The sequence below is a fragment of the Ralstonia sp. R-29 genome (assembly GCF_049913345.1).
Taxonomy (GTDB): Bacteria; Pseudomonadota; Gammaproteobacteria; order Burkholderiales; family Burkholderiaceae; genus Ralstonia.
Window position 1 is genome coordinate 1,073,364 of the sequence record NZ_CP184378.1, and the last position, 13,484, is coordinate 1,086,847.

At 65.3% G+C, this 13,484-nt stretch carries 17 protein-coding genes; 9 read left to right on the forward strand and 8 right to left on the reverse strand.

Annotated elements, in window-relative coordinates; all coding sequences use genetic code 11:
• Window positions 1-6 precede the first annotated feature (6 nt).
• Window positions 7-525, reverse strand: coding sequence for a rhodanese-like domain-containing protein (locus tag ACN9M1_RS21945; protein WP_426398962.1), 519 nt, complete (start codon window positions 523-525; stop codon window positions 7-9).
• Window positions 526-795: 270 nt separating this feature from the next.
• On the opposite strand from ACN9M1_RS21945, the gene ACN9M1_RS21950 reads away from it, so the two are divergent.
• Together ACN9M1_RS21950 and ACN9M1_RS21955 are read left to right on the forward strand one after the other, a co-directional pair.
• Entirely contained in the window at window positions 796-2,214 is a 1,419-nt protein-coding gene (locus tag ACN9M1_RS21950; protein WP_426398963.1) for a PLP-dependent aminotransferase family protein, read from the forward strand.
• An 80-nt stretch (window positions 2,215-2,294) separates the two neighbouring features.
• Window positions 2,295-2,750 carry a DUF3005 domain-containing protein gene (locus tag ACN9M1_RS21955; RefSeq protein ID WP_426398964.1) on the forward strand — a complete coding sequence of 152 codons (456 nt, stop codon included), beginning with the start codon at window positions 2,295-2,297 and terminating at the stop codon, window positions 2,748-2,750.
• Between the two features lie 11 nt (window positions 2,751-2,761).
• On the opposite strand, the gene ACN9M1_RS21960 is transcribed toward ACN9M1_RS21955, so the two are convergent.
• Entirely contained in the window at window positions 2,762-3,487 is a 726-nt protein-coding gene (locus ACN9M1_RS21960; RefSeq protein WP_426398965.1) for an NUDIX hydrolase, read from the reverse strand.
• Between the two features lie 97 nt (window positions 3,488-3,584).
• Here ACN9M1_RS21960 and ACN9M1_RS21965 point away from each other — a divergent pair, with 97 nt between their 5' ends.
• Both ACN9M1_RS21965 and ACN9M1_RS21970 read left to right on the forward strand, forming a co-directional pair.
• Window positions 3,585-4,625, forward strand: coding sequence for an SPFH domain-containing protein (locus ACN9M1_RS21965; RefSeq protein WP_426398966.1), 1,041 nt, complete (start codon window positions 3,585-3,587; stop codon window positions 4,623-4,625).
• Window positions 4,622-5,554 carry a sugar kinase gene (locus ACN9M1_RS21970; RefSeq protein WP_426398967.1) on the forward strand — a complete coding sequence of 311 codons (933 nt, stop codon included), beginning with the start codon at window positions 4,622-4,624 and terminating at the stop codon, window positions 5,552-5,554. Before ACN9M1_RS21965 ends, ACN9M1_RS21970 begins: the two co-directional genes overlap by 4 nt.
• Window positions 5,555-5,603: 49 nt before the next feature.
• Here ACN9M1_RS21970 and ACN9M1_RS21975 read toward each other — a convergent pair whose 3' ends face one another.
• Genes ACN9M1_RS21975 through ACN9M1_RS21985 form a run of 3 tightly spaced genes read right to left on the reverse strand, consistent with a single transcriptional unit; the run spans window position 5,604 to window position 7,692 of the window.
• Window positions 5,604-6,377 (reverse strand): enoyl-CoA hydratase, encoded by a 774-nt coding sequence (locus ACN9M1_RS21975; RefSeq protein ID WP_426398968.1) that lies wholly within the window; start codon window positions 6,375-6,377, stop codon window positions 5,604-5,606.
• Window positions 6,374-6,808 carry a MarR family winged helix-turn-helix transcriptional regulator gene (locus ACN9M1_RS21980; RefSeq protein ID WP_426398969.1) on the reverse strand — a complete coding sequence of 145 codons (435 nt, stop codon included), beginning with the start codon at window positions 6,806-6,808 and terminating at the stop codon, window positions 6,374-6,376. Before ACN9M1_RS21980 ends, ACN9M1_RS21975 begins: the two co-directional genes overlap by 4 nt.
• Complete coding sequence (locus tag ACN9M1_RS21985; protein ID WP_426398970.1) at window positions 6,805-7,692, reverse strand: serine aminopeptidase domain-containing protein; 888 nt, start codon at window positions 7,690-7,692, stop codon at window positions 6,805-6,807. Before ACN9M1_RS21985 ends, ACN9M1_RS21980 begins: the two co-directional genes overlap by 4 nt.
• A 118-nt stretch (window positions 7,693-7,810) precedes the next feature.
• Between ACN9M1_RS21985 and ACN9M1_RS21990 the strand changes: the two genes are divergently transcribed.
• Both ACN9M1_RS21990 and ACN9M1_RS21995 read left to right on the forward strand, forming a co-directional pair.
• Entirely contained in the window at window positions 7,811-8,167 is a 357-nt protein-coding gene (locus ACN9M1_RS21990; RefSeq protein WP_426398971.1) for an ArsR/SmtB family transcription factor, read from the forward strand.
• The gene (locus tag ACN9M1_RS21995) at window positions 8,151-9,110 is read left to right on the forward strand and encodes an SRPBCC family protein (RefSeq protein WP_426398972.1); all 960 of its coding nucleotides are present in this window, start codon (window positions 8,151-8,153) and stop codon (window positions 9,108-9,110) included. Before ACN9M1_RS21990 ends, ACN9M1_RS21995 begins: the two co-directional genes overlap by 17 nt.
• Here the strand turns inward: ACN9M1_RS21995 and ACN9M1_RS22000 are convergent.
• Window positions 9,100-9,225 carry a hypothetical protein gene (locus ACN9M1_RS22000; RefSeq protein WP_426398973.1) on the reverse strand — a complete coding sequence of 42 codons (126 nt, stop codon included), beginning with the start codon at window positions 9,223-9,225 and terminating at the stop codon, window positions 9,100-9,102. The genes ACN9M1_RS21995 and ACN9M1_RS22000 overlap by 11 nt on opposite strands.
• A gap of 8 nt (window positions 9,226-9,233) precedes the next feature.
• Complete coding sequence (locus tag ACN9M1_RS22005; RefSeq protein ID WP_426398974.1) at window positions 9,234-9,626, reverse strand: tautomerase family protein; 393 nt, start codon at window positions 9,624-9,626, stop codon at window positions 9,234-9,236.
• Between the two features lie 103 nt (window positions 9,627-9,729).
• Between ACN9M1_RS22005 and ACN9M1_RS22010 the strand changes: the two genes are divergently transcribed.
• From ACN9M1_RS22010 to ACN9M1_RS22020, 3 genes are all read left to right on the forward strand, one after another.
• Window positions 9,730-10,584: a LysR family transcriptional regulator gene (locus tag ACN9M1_RS22010; RefSeq protein WP_426398975.1), complete on the forward strand. Its 855-nt coding sequence runs from the start codon at window positions 9,730-9,732 to the stop codon at window positions 10,582-10,584.
• A 76-nt stretch (window positions 10,585-10,660) separates the two neighbouring features.
• Complete coding sequence (locus ACN9M1_RS22015) at window positions 10,661-11,092, forward strand: helix-turn-helix domain-containing protein (protein ID WP_426398976.1); 432 nt, start codon at window positions 10,661-10,663, stop codon at window positions 11,090-11,092.
• Between the two features lie 34 nt (window positions 11,093-11,126).
• A complete protein-coding gene (locus ACN9M1_RS22020; RefSeq protein ID WP_426398977.1) occupies window positions 11,127-12,230 on the forward strand; it encodes an alpha/beta hydrolase family protein in 1,104 nt (367 codons plus the stop codon).
• 31 nt (window positions 12,231-12,261) lie between these two features.
• Here ACN9M1_RS22020 and ACN9M1_RS22025 read toward each other — a convergent pair whose 3' ends face one another.
• A complete protein-coding gene (locus tag ACN9M1_RS22025) occupies window positions 12,262-13,383 on the reverse strand; it encodes a beta-ketoacyl-ACP synthase III (protein ID WP_426398978.1) in 1,122 nt (373 codons plus the stop codon).
• Between the last annotated feature and the right edge of the window lie 101 nt (window positions 13,384-13,484).

Below are 13,484 nucleotides of genomic sequence, written 5' to 3' on the forward strand. Positions count from 1 at the left end.
TGACGCTTAGTCCTGCTGCCAGGGCAGGCCCCAGCGACGCCAGCCGCCGGCTTCACCGCGCTGCTGCTGTTCGTCCAGGTCGCCCTCAAAGCCTTCCAGCACATTGAACACGTTCTGAAATCCGGCAGCGGCGGCCGCTTCCGCGGCGGCTGCAGAGCGTTTGCCACTGCGGCACAGCAGCAGCACCACGGCGCTCTTGGGCGCAGCTTTCTCCAGCTCGCGCAGGAAGCGCGGGTTCTTGATCATGGCTGGCCCCGTCTGCCATGCGGCGTGCGGGGTGTCCGGCACGCGGCCCACGAACTTGCGTTCTTCAGCGGTGCGGACATCCACGAGCACGGCGTCGCCACGACTGACCAGCGCCCAGGCTTCTGCCGGTGTCAGGCCGCCTGCATAGCGCAGGCCTTGCTCGCTGGCGTGACTGCGTGCGCGCTCCAGCAGCGTTGACGACGGTGTAGACAGCACGCTATCGAGCACGGCTTGCACAGCCGGATCGCGCGGGGCAGTTTGAATGGGGGTAGCAGACATCGAATCTCCGGCTTAATGGGTACGAGCGAGGTACGAGTGCGGTACGAGCGCGCAATGCGTGACGGACAAGCCCACTCTAGCCGTGGGTGATATTTGCCAAAACGAATAAAACCGCCCTTCGATGGTTGCCGAATGCATAAGCCAGCCCCGGCGCGGCACTTGGGCGATCGGCTTTCCGTTGGGCGCAGCCCCACTACAATACGAACACTGCCGAACAGTTGCCGATGACTGTTCGGCATCTTCCGCTGCCGTCACGACATTGCCCGCCCCATGAAACTCCAGATCGACGCCACCACTCGCGTGCCCATTGCCGACCAGATCGTGGCGGGCGTGCAGGCCTGGATCGGCGACAACGACGTACGCCCCGGCGCCAAGCTGCCGTCGATCCGACAGTTGGCGGCCGAACACGGCATCAGCCGCTTCCCGGTGATCGAGGCATATGACCGGCTGGTGTCGCTGGGCTTGCTGGATTCACGCCACGGCTCGGGTTTCTACGTGGCGGAGAGCAGCCTCACGGGGCGCGATGGGCGTGGCTGGTCCGACCCGCGCCGCGCGGAGGCCGAGTCCAAGCACATCTTCGAGCAGTTCAGTTACCCAGACGGCATGCTCAAGCTCGGCGGCGGTTTTGTGCCGGCCGACTGGCGCGACATGGAAGGCCTCACGCAGGCCATCCGCCAGGTCTCGCGCACCGACACGCATGCCGTGATCGACTACGGCATGCCGCTGGGCAACCCCGCGCTGCGCCAGCAGATCGTGATGCGCGCGCGCCAACTCGGTATCCATGCGGAGCCGGCCAACGTGTTGAGCACCGCAGGCGCCAGTCAGGCGATCGACCTGGTCATGCGTCACCTGCTCAAGCCCGGTGACACGGTGTTTGTAGAAGACCCCGGCTACTACACCGTGTTCGGCCTGCTGCGGCTGCATGGTGTCAAGCTGGTCGGCATTCCGCGCAAGGCCGACGGCCCGGATGTGGAAGTGGCCGAGGCCATGTTGCGCGAGCATCGGCCCAAGCTGTTCTTCATCAACAGCGTGCTGCAGAACCCGACCGGCTCCACGCTGTCGCCGCCGGTTGCGTTTCGGTTGCTGGAATTGGCACGGCGCCACGGGTTCGTGTTTGTGGAAGACGACATCTTTGCCGACCTGCAGTCCGACCCGACCGCGCGGCTGGCCACGCTGGACCAGCTTGAACATGTGATCTACGTGGGCGGGTTCTCCAAGACAGTGTCGGCATCGCTGCCGGTGGGCTACCTGATAGCCAAGCGTGAACTGGTGCACGACCTGACCAACGTGAAGATGCTCACCAGCGTCGGTGGATCGCGCTTTGCGGAGGCCGTGGTGACCACGCTGTTGGAGCGCGGCGCCTATCGCAAGTATGTGGAGCGGCTGCGTCAGCGCGCCGGCGACTCGGTCATCGCCTCGCTCAACGTGCTGAGTGACGCGGGCTGGGAGGTGTTTCACCAGCCATCGGGCGGCAATTTCCTGTGGGCGCGTGTGCCGCATGTGGAGGATTCACGGGACCTGGCCGCCACAGCGGAAAAGCACGGCGTGACGCTGGCCCCAGGCCATTACTTCCGCCCCAACCTGGAGGTCTCACCTTGGGTGCGCATCAACAGCGCCTACGCAACGGAGCCGCGTGCACAGGCCTTCCTGCAAGACGCCGGACGTCGCCCTACCCGCAAGCGGGCTTAGACGGGCAGGCGCCAAGATCAGGCACGCACGTTGCGGCGGCATGCAACGCGATGCCGCTGCCGCGGCGCAGGAGCCCGATCATGCACAACGCGGAACACAACCAAGCGCAGCCCCAACCCGAAGAACCCGTCACGCATCAACCCGAGCGCGCCAAGCTGACCGAGCCGCCGCCCGATACCCCGCAGAACGACCCACTGGCGCGTGCGTCACGCCGCATTCGCTCGGTGGATGCCGCCGGCACCGAAGCCTCCGACAACACGATCGACACCGACGGCAAAGGCCTGGAAGCGGCCAAGAACCCGTCGCACTGGCAGGACAACGTCATCTACTCCAACGCGTCGCTCGCCAACGCCAACCCCGAGCCCGATCCGGAAGCCCCCATTGCCGGGGTCGACAGCCGCCCCAGCCAAGGACAGCCGACCGTCGCCACTGAAGCTGGGCACAAACTGGTGCATCGGGGCGTAGTCGACGAGACGGTACGCAACGGGACGCGTGCCGCGCAGCGCTTTTCATTGGAAGACGACGAGTCGGCCTGAAGCCGTTCCGTTCAATCGCCGCCGCGCGGGCTGAAGGTGCGCGGAAAAACGACTGGCGCGCTGCGATCAATCAGGCGATAGCCCTTGGCGGGGCGGTAGGAATCGCCCTCGGCCACGCCCGCCTCTTCCAGGAAATTAGCCGCCAGCATGCGCGTGCGGAAGCCGCTTTTATCCACCGGTCGGCCCAACACGATCTCGTACATGCGCTGGAGCTGCGGCAGCGAGAACGGCTCGGCCAACAGGAACGCCGGCAATGACGTGTATTCCACCTTGCTGCGCAGGCGCTCAACAGCGGTGCGCAGAATCTCCGCATGGTCGAACGCGAGCTCGGGTGCGCGCAGCACGTCGTCCACCGCAAACCAGCCGACGTCTGCAGCGTTTGCCCCCTTGGCGAGCACCACGTCCTGCGCGGGCATCAACGCAAAGTAGACGTGCGTGGCCGACCAGCCGCGCGGGTCGCGCGTGGCCCCGCCCCAACTGCCGAGCTGCTCCAGATACGGGCTGCCTACGCCGGTCTTCTCCAGCAGCTTGCGGCGCGCGCAATCCTCCAGGTTGGCATCGATAGCCGTATCGACAAACCCGCCCGGCAGCGCCCACGCGCCCGGGAAAGGCTCAGTCTCCGTGCTCGGGCGCTGCACCAGCAGCACGCGCAGCACATCCTCCAGCACGGTAAAGATCACCACATCCACCGTCGTCAACGGCAAAGGGAACGTCTTGGGGGCGGATCGGGAAGCCATGGTCTGCTCACAAATGTCTTGACACCCACATAGTAAGTTGTATTATCCAACTCAATCAAGTTGTGCTGTACAACCCAAACAAGACGGGGAGGTCATCATGTTCGGTATCCGCTTTATCAAGTCGCAGCCCACCGTTCATCTCATGCAGTTCCGCGCCGGCAAGGTCGTGCGCGAAGGCTCGGGCCTGTCGTTCTTCTATTACGGCCCGACGACCACGCTGGTGGCCGTGCCGGTGGCCAGCCAGGATCGCCCGTTCATCCTGGAATTGGTGACGGCGGATTTCCAAAGCGTGACGGTGCAGGGTCAGGTGACCTACCGCATCAGCGATCCGCGCCACACGGCGGCCATGATGGATTTCTCGCTCGCCAAGAACGGGCAGAGCTATGTGTCGGAAGACCCGAAGCGCTTGGGCGATCGCGTCGCGCAGCAAGTGGAAGTGATCGTGCAGCAAGCCGTGCAGGCGATGGAGCTGAAGGCCGCACTGCGCGCTTCGGCCGCCATCGCGCGCACCGCACAGGCTGAGTTGGCCGCACAACCGGAGATTGCCGCGCTGGGATTGGAGATACTGGGCGTGTCAGTCATGGCGGTGAAGCCGACGCCCGACATCGCACGCGCACTCGAAGCTGAGGCACGCGAGTCCAACCTGAAGGCCGCCGACGATGCGGTGTATCTGCGGCGCATGTCCGCCGTGGAAAACGAACGCGCGATCCGCCAGAACGAACTGGACACCGACATCGCCGTCGAGCAGAAGAAGCGCCAGATCCGCGAGACGCAGATGGAAGCCAAGGCTACGCTGATGCGCAAGGAGAACGCCCTGCGCAACGAACAGATGGCTGCCGACGTGGAACTGGAAAGCCAACGCAAGGCATTCGTGGCGGGCCAGGCCGACAACAGCCGCACGCTGGCCGAAGCCGAGGCCTACCGCGTGGCCGCCGTCATGCAGGCATTGGAGAAGGCCGACCCGCGCATCGTCAACGCACTCGCTGCGGCCGGCATGCAGCCGGGCCAGCTCATCGCACAGGCCTTCGGCGGCATTGCGGAACGCGCAGAGCGCATCGGCCAGCTCAACGTATCGCCCGACCTGCTGCAAGGGTTGATGAACGCCGGCACCAACGCAACCGGCAGGGCCGCATCATGAGCACCGATGGCCGCAAGGTGGTACTGGTGACACGCCGTACCCGGCTCGAAGAGCTGGTGGCGCGCCACCACACCCTGGCACAGGCGAAGTTCTATCTCGAACACCTAGGCGCGGATTTCTCCGACTACCTGGCCGAAAACGCCGCCTATGCACGCAGCCTGGAGATCACCGTGCGCGCGCTGGAGGCCTGGGGCCGCTATCAGGTGGTGGACCGCAGCTATCTGCCCAACTTCATCTTTGCGCCAGACGACATCGTTGTGGCGCTCGGGCAGGATGGGCTCGTCGCCAATTCGATGAAGTATCTCGATGGTCAGCCGCTCATCGGCCTGAACCCCGAGCCCGGCCGGTGGGATGGCGTGCTGTTGCCCTTCGAGCCAAAGGATCTCGGCAAGGTGCTGACTGACGTGGCACGCGACAAGCGCCCCACCAAAGCCGTGACGATGGCCGAAGCGCGGCTCTCTGACGGGCAGGTGCTGCGCGCCGTCAATGACCTCTTCATCGGCCCGCGCACGCATGCCTCTGCGCTGTATGAAATCGAGCTGGGCGAGCGGCGTGAGGCGCAGTCCTCGTCGGGGATCATCGTTGCAACGGGCTTGGGCTCCACAGCATGGCTCAAGAGCATCGTGACGGGCTCGATGGGCGTGGCGCGCGCCATGCACGCCGGTGGCGATGGTTTCCGCTATGAGCCAGAACCGTGGGACACGCCACAACTGACGTTTGCCGTGCGCGAGCCGTTTCCGAGCCGCGCGTCGCAAGCCACGCTGGTGTTCGGGCATGTGGATGCAACGCAGCCACTCAAGCTGCGCTCGCGCATGCCGGAGAACGGCGTGATCTTTTCTGACGGCATGGAGGCGGATTACCTGCGCTTTACCGCTGGCATGGAAGCGACGATTTCCGTGGCGGGCACGCAGGGACGATTGGCGGTTTGAATGAAAAAAGGCGGCCGGACCAGGGCCGCCGAAGGAGACACCGCCGCGCTCAGTGCGCCACGGCGTTGAAATTGGGCGGCCGTCGATCGACGAACGCCCGAAAGGCTTCATGCGCCTCGGGAGACTTCAAGCGCTTGGAAAAGCTGGCGTTCTCCGCCTCCATCTGCTGCTTGAGCAACTCGGCATCGCGCATCAGGCGCTTCGTTTCGGTCAGCGCACCGAGCGGCTGACGCGCCAATCGCTCAGCAATCGCCATCGCCTCCGTACCTAGCTGATACAGCGGCACTACGCGGTTGGCCAAACCCCAGGCTAGCGCCGATTCCGCACTCACCGCATCGCCCAGCGCGAACATCTCAAACGCACGCACGTGGCCCAGGCGCGCAGGCATCAACAGGCTCGACGCGGCCTCCGGCACCAGCGCCAGATTGACGAAGGGCGTGGAGAGCTGCGCGTTGTCCGCCAGCAGCACGAAATCGCAATGCAGCAGCACGGTCGTGCCGATGCCGACCGCCCGGCCCTGCACCGCCGCCACCAGCGGACGCGTGGCACGCGCCAGCGCATGCAGGAAGCGGACGACGTTGCGCTGGCCACCACCCTCGCCCATGGCAATCGATGCGAATTCGCCAATATCGTTGCCGGCAGAAAACATGTCGCCTTCGGCGCGCAACAGCACCACGCGCACAGTGTGGTCGCGCTCGGCGGCGTCCAATGCATCGGCCAGCGCGCCGTACATCGCATCGGTGATGGCGTTCTTCTTGTCTGCGCGGGCCAGGGTGAGCGTCAGCACGCCGTCGGCGTTGTGTCGCTGGATGTGTTCAGTCATTGCTCGTCTCCGGTGGGGAATTTGGTTTGCAGGCTGGCCAGCCAGCGTGCAACCACGTCGATCTCGGCATCGGTAAAACCTTCGGTCATGCGCGCGTTGAGTTCAGCCAGCCCGGTGCGGGTTTCAGCCAGGGCTTCGCGGCCAGCGGGCGTGATCCAGAGTTGCCAAGCGCGGCCGTCCTTGGCATCGGCGCGGCGCTCGATCAGGCCCGCGTCGACGGTGCGATCGACCAGGCCACTCATGGCGGAAGGGCCGAGGTCCAGCGCGGCACCGGCTTCGCGCATCAGCGCGCCGTCGTTCTTCTCCAGGAAGAACAGCAGACCGGATTGCGCGGCGGTCACGCCCTCGCCGGTACGCGTTTGAATCCAACGCTGCAGGCGGCGTTGCCCGACGTTGATCAGATAGACGAGGCGGCGATCGGGTGCGGTCATGCGGCCTCTGCCTCAGCACGCGACGCCGTAGCGTGCTCCTTCAGCCAGTCCGCCAAACCCGGCCATAGCGTGGTGGCGAACTGCGGGCGGAAGAACCCCAGGTGTCCCACCGCACCGCCGGCCTGCGCTGGCGCAATCTGCCGGCGCTCGACCCACGTGTTCGTGAAGTGCGCCGTCAACGCGTTGATGGCGGCTGGCGTGGCCCAGGGGTCGTCGTCAAAGCCGTAGACGAGCACGGGGTGCGTGACACGGTTGAAGCGCTCGATGGCGCCGAGCGTGGGGTCGTCGAAAAAGTAGCGCGGCATGCCGGCCCAGGCGCCCCATTCGATGGCGACGCCGCCGGGCAGGTCTTCGCCGAGGCCCAGGCGCTTGCCGGGCACGTAGCCGATCAGCCGGGCCATCAAGGGCCCAAGGCCGCGCAGGATCAGCTCGACACGCCAGCGCTCGCCGCGTTGGCGGATGAAGCGCGAGTTGCCTGTGTGGCAGGCCACCTGCACGACGCCCGCGACATCCCAGTCTGCGCAGCACAGCCCGATGGCGTGGCCGCCCACCGAATGTCCGACTGCCAGTTGCGGCAGCTCCGGATAGCGCGCCCTCGCCCATCGCGTCACGCCATCTGCATCGAACAGCGCCCAGTCACGCATGCGTGCAGCAAAGCGGCGCAGGCTCTTGGGCCGGGATGCGCCGATGCCGCGGTAGTCATACGTGATGGTGTGAAAGCCGCGCTCCGCCAAAAAGTTGGCAAAGGCTTGGTAGATGCGCTGCGGCACGCCCGTTGCCGGGTGCATGACCACCACACCCTGCGGCGTGCCTTGGGCCGTCCACAGCATGGCGCCGAGCGGGTAGCCATCGGTGGCGGGAATGCGTTGGGGTGTGCTGTTCATCGTGCCTGATTTAGTTCGCATACGAAGTGTTTTACTTTGTATGCGAACTAAATTGGCCTGTCAACCACAGAAAGATAAAGTACTTGCTTAACTATTCGGAGTCGCTATAGTTAACCACATGCTTAACCATGACACCTCTCTCGATCTCGCCTTCCAGGCCCTGGCAGACGGCAACCGGCGCGCGATGCTGGTCCAGCTCGTGCGCGGGCCCGCGTCGGTGAGCGAATTGGCGGAACCGCTCGACATCTCATTGCCTGCCGTGATGCAGCACCTGTCGGTGCTGGAGAACTCCGGTCTTGTGCGATCGGAAAAGGTGGGCCGCGTGCGCACGTGCCGTATCGAACCCGAGGCGTTGAGCCTCGCCGAGCAGTGGATCAACCAACGACGCCTGGAGTGGGAGCAGCACTTCGACCGCCTGGGCGCCTATCTCGAAACGCTGAAAACCCAAGGAGACCCGCATGACGACGACCGTTGACCAGCCCGCAGGCACCGCCCTGCGCCCACTCGTGATCTCTCGCACCTTCCCCGTATCGCGCGACTGGGTCTTCAAGGCCTGGAGCACCGCTGAACACATCAAGCGCTGGTTCTGCCCGACGCACTACACGGTGCCGGATGCGACGGTCGAGTTTCGCGTGGGTGGCAAGTTTGACGTGTGCATGCGCTCGCCTGAAGGGCACGACCACTGGTCGCGCGGCCACTTTCTGGAGATCGTGCCCAACGCCCGCCTCGTCATCGACATGAACGTGGTGGACGGTGACAACCGCCCACTGATGAACGCGCACACCGTCGTCACGTTTGCCGAAGAATGCGGTGGCACGCGCATGGAAGTCACGCAGACCCACACGCCGCTCGCCCCGATTGCCGAGATGATGATCAAGGGCGCGTCTGAAGGCTGGAAGCAAACGCTCGACAAGCTGGAGCGCGAAGCCGCAAGCGTGCCGCTGGCCGACGGCATCCAGCGCTCGGTCGTGCATGCCACCTTTACGGTGGAGCGCACGTACGATGCACCGCGCTCGCGCGTGTTCAAGGCGCTGACGGACCCGGCGGCCAAAGCGAAGTGGTTTGCCGGCGGCAACGGCTACACCCTGCTCGTGCGTGAAATGGACGCCACGCCGGGTGGCCGCGAAGTCGTCAAGGGGCGGTGGGACAGCGGTGTCGTGTCCAGCTTCGAGGCGCTGTATCACGACGTCATCCCCAACGAGCGCGTCGTCTATTCGTACGTGATGCACCTGGACGATCGCAAGATCTCCGCCTCGCTCGCCACGCTGGAACTGCGTGAACCCAAGGATGGCTCGGGCGGCACACACCTCGTCATGACCGAGCAAGGCGCCTTCCTGGATGGCTACGACGACTCCGGATCGCGCGAACGCGGCACGCAATTCCTGCTGGACATGCTGGGCAATTCGCTCAAGGACTGACCGCCCGTAACACGTCGCGCGCGACGGTCGCCACGGTGACCGCCGCGCCGACGATCAGCGCCATCCCCCACACCAAGCCACCTACGTAGGCAAACAGCATCTGGCGCGACGTCATGGGGCGCCTCAGCCCTTGTCCGCCACGTACTGCGCAATGCCGTGGCCGAACGACCAGTTCTCGGGCAGCACCTCCACGAGGTTGATGAACACGTCTTCGGGCCGCAGGCCGGGCTTGTCGCCCAGCAGCTCGACGATGCGCCGATACAGCGCTTGTTTCTGCTCGCGCGTGCGAGTGTTGCTGACGGTGAGCTGCAGGATGACCGCATCTTCACTGCGCTGGATATTCATGTACGTCGGGCTGACGCTGAAGGTGCTGGCGTCATGCTCGGTCACGGTCATGAAGCGGTCGTCTTCCGGCACGTTGAACGTCTCACGCAGCGCGCGATAGACGCCGTCAAAAATGGCTTGGTGATAGGCGGCAGGCTTGCCGCGGCGTAGCGATACTTGAACGAGAGGCATGGTGAACTCCCTGGTTTGTGGTGTACACAGCATGCCTCACGTTGATCATTTCAAAAAGCCATCCTAAGATATTTCAATCATTCTATTTTTTAATGATTGAATCATGAGGATGCTCGATCTGGAGGCCGTTCAAGCCTTCGTACTGACCGCCGATCTAAAGAGCTTCACGCGCGCGGCGGAGGCGATGGACTCCACGCAATCCGCCGTGAGCCTGAAGATCAAGCGGCTGGAAGATGCGCTCGGCCGTCGCCTGCTGGAACGTACGCCGCGCCTGGTGCGGTTGTCGCAGGATGGCGCGGCGTTCCTCTCGCCCGCACGCGAGCTGGTGGCTGCGCACGAGGGCGCGCTCGGCTCGTTTGGCGTGGAACGGCGGCGGCTGTCGGTCGGCATGAGCCACCACATTGTCGGCGCCGAACTGCCGCGATTGCTGCGTCAAATGGGGCGGGCCGAACCGGCGTTGACGCTGGAGATCCGCATCGACAGCTCACGCGAAATTCTGGATGCATTCGAGAGCGGCCTGCTGGATGCGGCCGTCGTGCTGCGCCACGACACACGCCGCACCGACGGCGAAGTCCTGATGGAAGAGCCCTTCGGCTGGATGGCCGCGCCGGACTTTGAGCACCGCACCGGTGAGCCGCTCTACCTTGCCACCCAGTCCGAGCCCTGCCGCGTGCGCGAGATGGCCGTAACCGCACTGGATGCCGCCGGGATTGCATGGCAGGAAGTGTTTGTTGGCGGCGGCATGGGCACCATTGGCGCAGCGGTGGCGGCCGGCTTGGCTGTCGCCGCGCTCAGCCGCCGCGTGGCGCCTGCGGGCACCATCGATGTGGGCGAAACGCTTGGACTGCCCCCGCTTCCACCCCGCAGCGTGGTGCTGTATTCGCGCCTAGCCGACCCTGTGGCGAAGAAGGCGCTGCGGACGTTCGCTTCTACCCTGCGGGCCACGGCGGGGCGTTAGGCTGGCCAGAGCGGCGGGTGCATTTTGCGCAATCGCTGCACCGCATGCCGCCCACCGGGCGACTATGCTTTGCCGCATGAAACCCCGCACCGTTCACGACTACCACCGCCGCATCGCCCGCGTCATCGAGGCGATCCTGGCCGACCCCGCCGCCCCGCACACGGTGCAGAGCCTGGCGGCGGTGGCGCATTTGTCGCCGTTTCACTTTCACCGCATCTATCGGGCGCTCACGGGTGAAGGCGTGTTTGAGACGGTTCAGCGCCTGCGGCTGGCGCAAGCCGCGCAGCGCTTGAGCGTGGCGGACGATTCCATCACCGACGTCGCCTTCAACGTCGGCTACGGCAGCCCGCAGGCTTTCGCGCGCGCCTTTCGCGAGTTCACCGGCGTGAGCCCACGCGCATTCCAAACCCGGCAGCAAGCGCTGAACGTGCCCTCTGACACCACGGCCCTGCCGCCCCTCGAATTGATCGAGCAGCCGCCGCTGAACGCACTGTGCCTGCGTGCGTGACCGACCTGATGATCCCCATCCGTAAGGAGTAACGATGTTGCGTCACTGCGTTGCCGCCGCGCTGGCGGCCTTTGTCATGGGCGCTGCCTGCGCCGCCGAGCCCGCTGCACCGTACCACGTGGGCGAAACCACTCGCGTGTTCCATCCGCAAGCCGAGCGGCATTGGCGCGGGGCGCACACACAGGCCCTCGTCACCAACGTCTGGTACCCGGTGGATGCGTCGGTACCTGAAGCGCCGCGCAACATCGGCGAGCCTGGTCGGCCGACGTTCCGCGGCCACCCATCGGCCGGCGAAGCGGCGCTTGCACCCGCCCACTCCACCTACCCGCTGCTGATGCTCTCGCACGGCACCGGCGGCACGGCAGACAGCCTCGACTGGCTGGCCGCCGCATTGGCCGCCAACGGCTACATCGTCGCGGGCGTGAATCACCCGGGCAACAACGCGTTGGAGCCCCTCACGCGCGACGGTTTCATGCTGTGGTGGGAGCGCGCAACGGATGTGAGCGAGGCACTCGACGGCATCCTCGCTGATGCGGTCTTGGGCACGCATGTCGACCGCACACGCATTGGCGCAGTGGGTTTCTCGCTTGGGGGTTATACGGTGTTAGAGCTAGCGGGTGCGCGCACCAATGTGGCGGCGTTCGAGGCGTTCTGCGGCGGGCCGCAAGGCGATGCGATCTGCCGGCCACCGGAAATGGATCGCATGCAGCCGAGCCCCACGCCCGACGCGCCAAAGACCGCAGCAACGCAAGCCTCGCTTGCCCGGTCAGGCGCGTCCTATCGTGATGCACGCATCCAGGCCGTTTTTGCCATCGCACCGGCGCTGGGCATGGCGTTGGATGCAACGTCCCTCCGCAGTATTGCGCTGCCCGTCTCGCTGATGGCGGGTGACGCCGATGTGACGGTGCCCGTGGACACCAACGTGCACCGCGTCGCCAGCCTGGTGCCGAACGCCGACGTGCTGCTGGTGCCTGGCGCGTCGCACTACACCTTCATCGATACGTGCCACCCGGGGGCGGTACCGCACCTGCCCCTGTTGTGCCAGGACAAACCCGGCGTGGATCGCGATGCGGTGCATGCCCTGGCCGTGCGCCGCGCGCTGGATTTCTTCCGGACGACGCTGCAGGGTCAAACCTGAGTGTCGTCGCCCGCAAGGTGCACCACAGCGATTACAGCTTCTGCACCGCCACGCTGCCAATCGAATAGCCCGCACCAAACGAGCAGATCATGCCCACGTCGCCCGACTTCAAGTCAGCACGATGGCGGTGGAACGCAATGATGGAACCCGCCGATGCCGTGTTGGCGAATTCATCCAGAATGACTGGCGCCTCATCGGCCGATGCCTCATGGCCCAGCAAGCGCTTGCCGATCAACTGGTTCATCGCCAGGTTGGCCTGGTGCAGCCAGAAGCGTCGCACTCCGGCCGGCGCATGGCCGATCGATTGCAGATGCGTGGCGATATGCTCCGCCGCCATCGGGCAGACCTCCTTGAACACCTTGCGGCCTTCCTGGCGGAAGAGCTGGTCGCGGTCGTCGGGGTTGCGGTCTTCGCTGCGCGATAGGTAGCCGGCGTTGTTGCGGATGTTGTTGGAGAAGCTGGTCGCGCACTGCGTGCCGAGTACGCGCCATGCGTCGGTGGAGCGCGTGTCTTCGGCGCGCTCGACTAGTACGGCGGTGCACACATCGCCGAAGATGAAGTGGCAGTCGCGGTCTTTCCAGTCGAGGTGGCCGGAGGTGATTTCAGGACTCACCACCAGCGCGGCCCGCGCGGTGCCGCTGCGCACGGCGTTGATGGCCTGCTCCAGCCCGAACGTGGCCGACGAGCAGGCGACGTTCATGTCGAACGCATAACCGCCTGCGCCGATGCCGTTCTGAATCTCCACGCCGAGCGCCGGATACGGGCGCTGGAAGTTCGACGTGGCGCAGATCAGCATGTCGACGTCGGCGGCATCGCGGCCGGCTGCGGCCAGCGCTTCGCGTGCGGCGGCCACGCCAATTTCCGCTTGCAGGGATAGGGCGTCATCCGGGCGCGGCGTCAGCTTGGGGCGCATGCGCGTCGGGTCCAGCACGCCAGATTTTTCCACCACATAGCGCTGGCGGATGCCCGACGCCTTCTCGATGAACTCCGCCGACGACTCCGCCAGCGCCGTCAGCTCACCCGCGGCGATGGCCGCTGCATGCTCTGCGTTGTAGCGCTGCGCATAAGCGTTGTAGGAAGCGACCAGCTCCTCGTTGGTGATGACCTCCGGCGCGACCCACAGGCCCGTACCGCTGATGACGACGTCGTGCATACCCGGTAGATGTGAAATTTTCGTGGCGGCGACGATAGCACATCGAACCTGCCGCGCGGGGCGAGCGGTGTGGTCGTTTACATCTAGTCCGCCGTTTGCCG

What these genes read in the sequence shown, in the direction of transcription:
- ACN9M1_RS21945 (WP_426398962.1), bottom strand. Translation starts at nt 525, where the DNA reads ATGTCTGCTACCCCCATTCAAACTGCCCCGCGCGATCCGGCTGTGCAA.
- ACN9M1_RS21950 (WP_426398963.1), top strand. Translation starts at nt 796, where the DNA reads ATGAAACTCCAGATCGACGCCACCACTCGCGTGCCCATTGCCGACCAG.
- ACN9M1_RS21955 (WP_426398964.1), top strand. Translation starts at nt 2,295, where the DNA reads ATGCACAACGCGGAACACAACCAAGCGCAGCCCCAACCCGAAGAACCC.
- ACN9M1_RS21960 (WP_426398965.1), bottom strand. Translation starts at nt 3,487, where the DNA reads ATGGCTTCCCGATCCGCCCCCAAGACGTTCCCTTTGCCGTTGACGACG.
- ACN9M1_RS21965 (WP_426398966.1), top strand. Translation starts at nt 3,585, where the DNA reads ATGTTCGGTATCCGCTTTATCAAGTCGCAGCCCACCGTTCATCTCATG.
- ACN9M1_RS21970 (WP_426398967.1), top strand. Translation starts at nt 4,622, where the DNA reads ATGAGCACCGATGGCCGCAAGGTGGTACTGGTGACACGCCGTACCCGG.
- ACN9M1_RS21975 (WP_426398968.1), bottom strand. Translation starts at nt 6,377, where the DNA reads ATGACTGAACACATCCAGCGACACAACGCCGACGGCGTGCTGACGCTC.
- ACN9M1_RS21980 (WP_426398969.1), bottom strand. Translation starts at nt 6,808, where the DNA reads ATGACCGCACCCGATCGCCGCCTCGTCTATCTGATCAACGTCGGGCAA.
- ACN9M1_RS21985 (WP_426398970.1), bottom strand. Translation starts at nt 7,692, where the DNA reads ATGAACAGCACACCCCAACGCATTCCCGCCACCGATGGCTACCCGCTC.
- ACN9M1_RS21990 (WP_426398971.1), top strand. Translation starts at nt 7,811, where the DNA reads ATGCTTAACCATGACACCTCTCTCGATCTCGCCTTCCAGGCCCTGGCA.
- ACN9M1_RS21995 (WP_426398972.1), top strand. Translation starts at nt 8,151, where the DNA reads ATGACGACGACCGTTGACCAGCCCGCAGGCACCGCCCTGCGCCCACTC.
- ACN9M1_RS22000 (WP_426398973.1), bottom strand. Translation starts at nt 9,225, where the DNA reads ATGACGTCGCGCCAGATGCTGTTTGCCTACGTAGGTGGCTTGGTGTGG.
- ACN9M1_RS22005 (WP_426398974.1), bottom strand. Translation starts at nt 9,626, where the DNA reads ATGCCTCTCGTTCAAGTATCGCTACGCCGCGGCAAGCCTGCCGCCTAT.
- ACN9M1_RS22010 (WP_426398975.1), top strand. Translation starts at nt 9,730, where the DNA reads ATGAGGATGCTCGATCTGGAGGCCGTTCAAGCCTTCGTACTGACCGCC.
- ACN9M1_RS22015 (WP_426398976.1), top strand. Translation starts at nt 10,661, where the DNA reads ATGAAACCCCGCACCGTTCACGACTACCACCGCCGCATCGCCCGCGTC.
- ACN9M1_RS22020 (WP_426398977.1), top strand. Translation starts at nt 11,127, where the DNA reads ATGTTGCGTCACTGCGTTGCCGCCGCGCTGGCGGCCTTTGTCATGGGC.
- ACN9M1_RS22025 (WP_426398978.1), bottom strand. Translation starts at nt 13,383, where the DNA reads ATGCACGACGTCGTCATCAGCGGTACGGGCCTGTGGGTCGCGCCGGAG.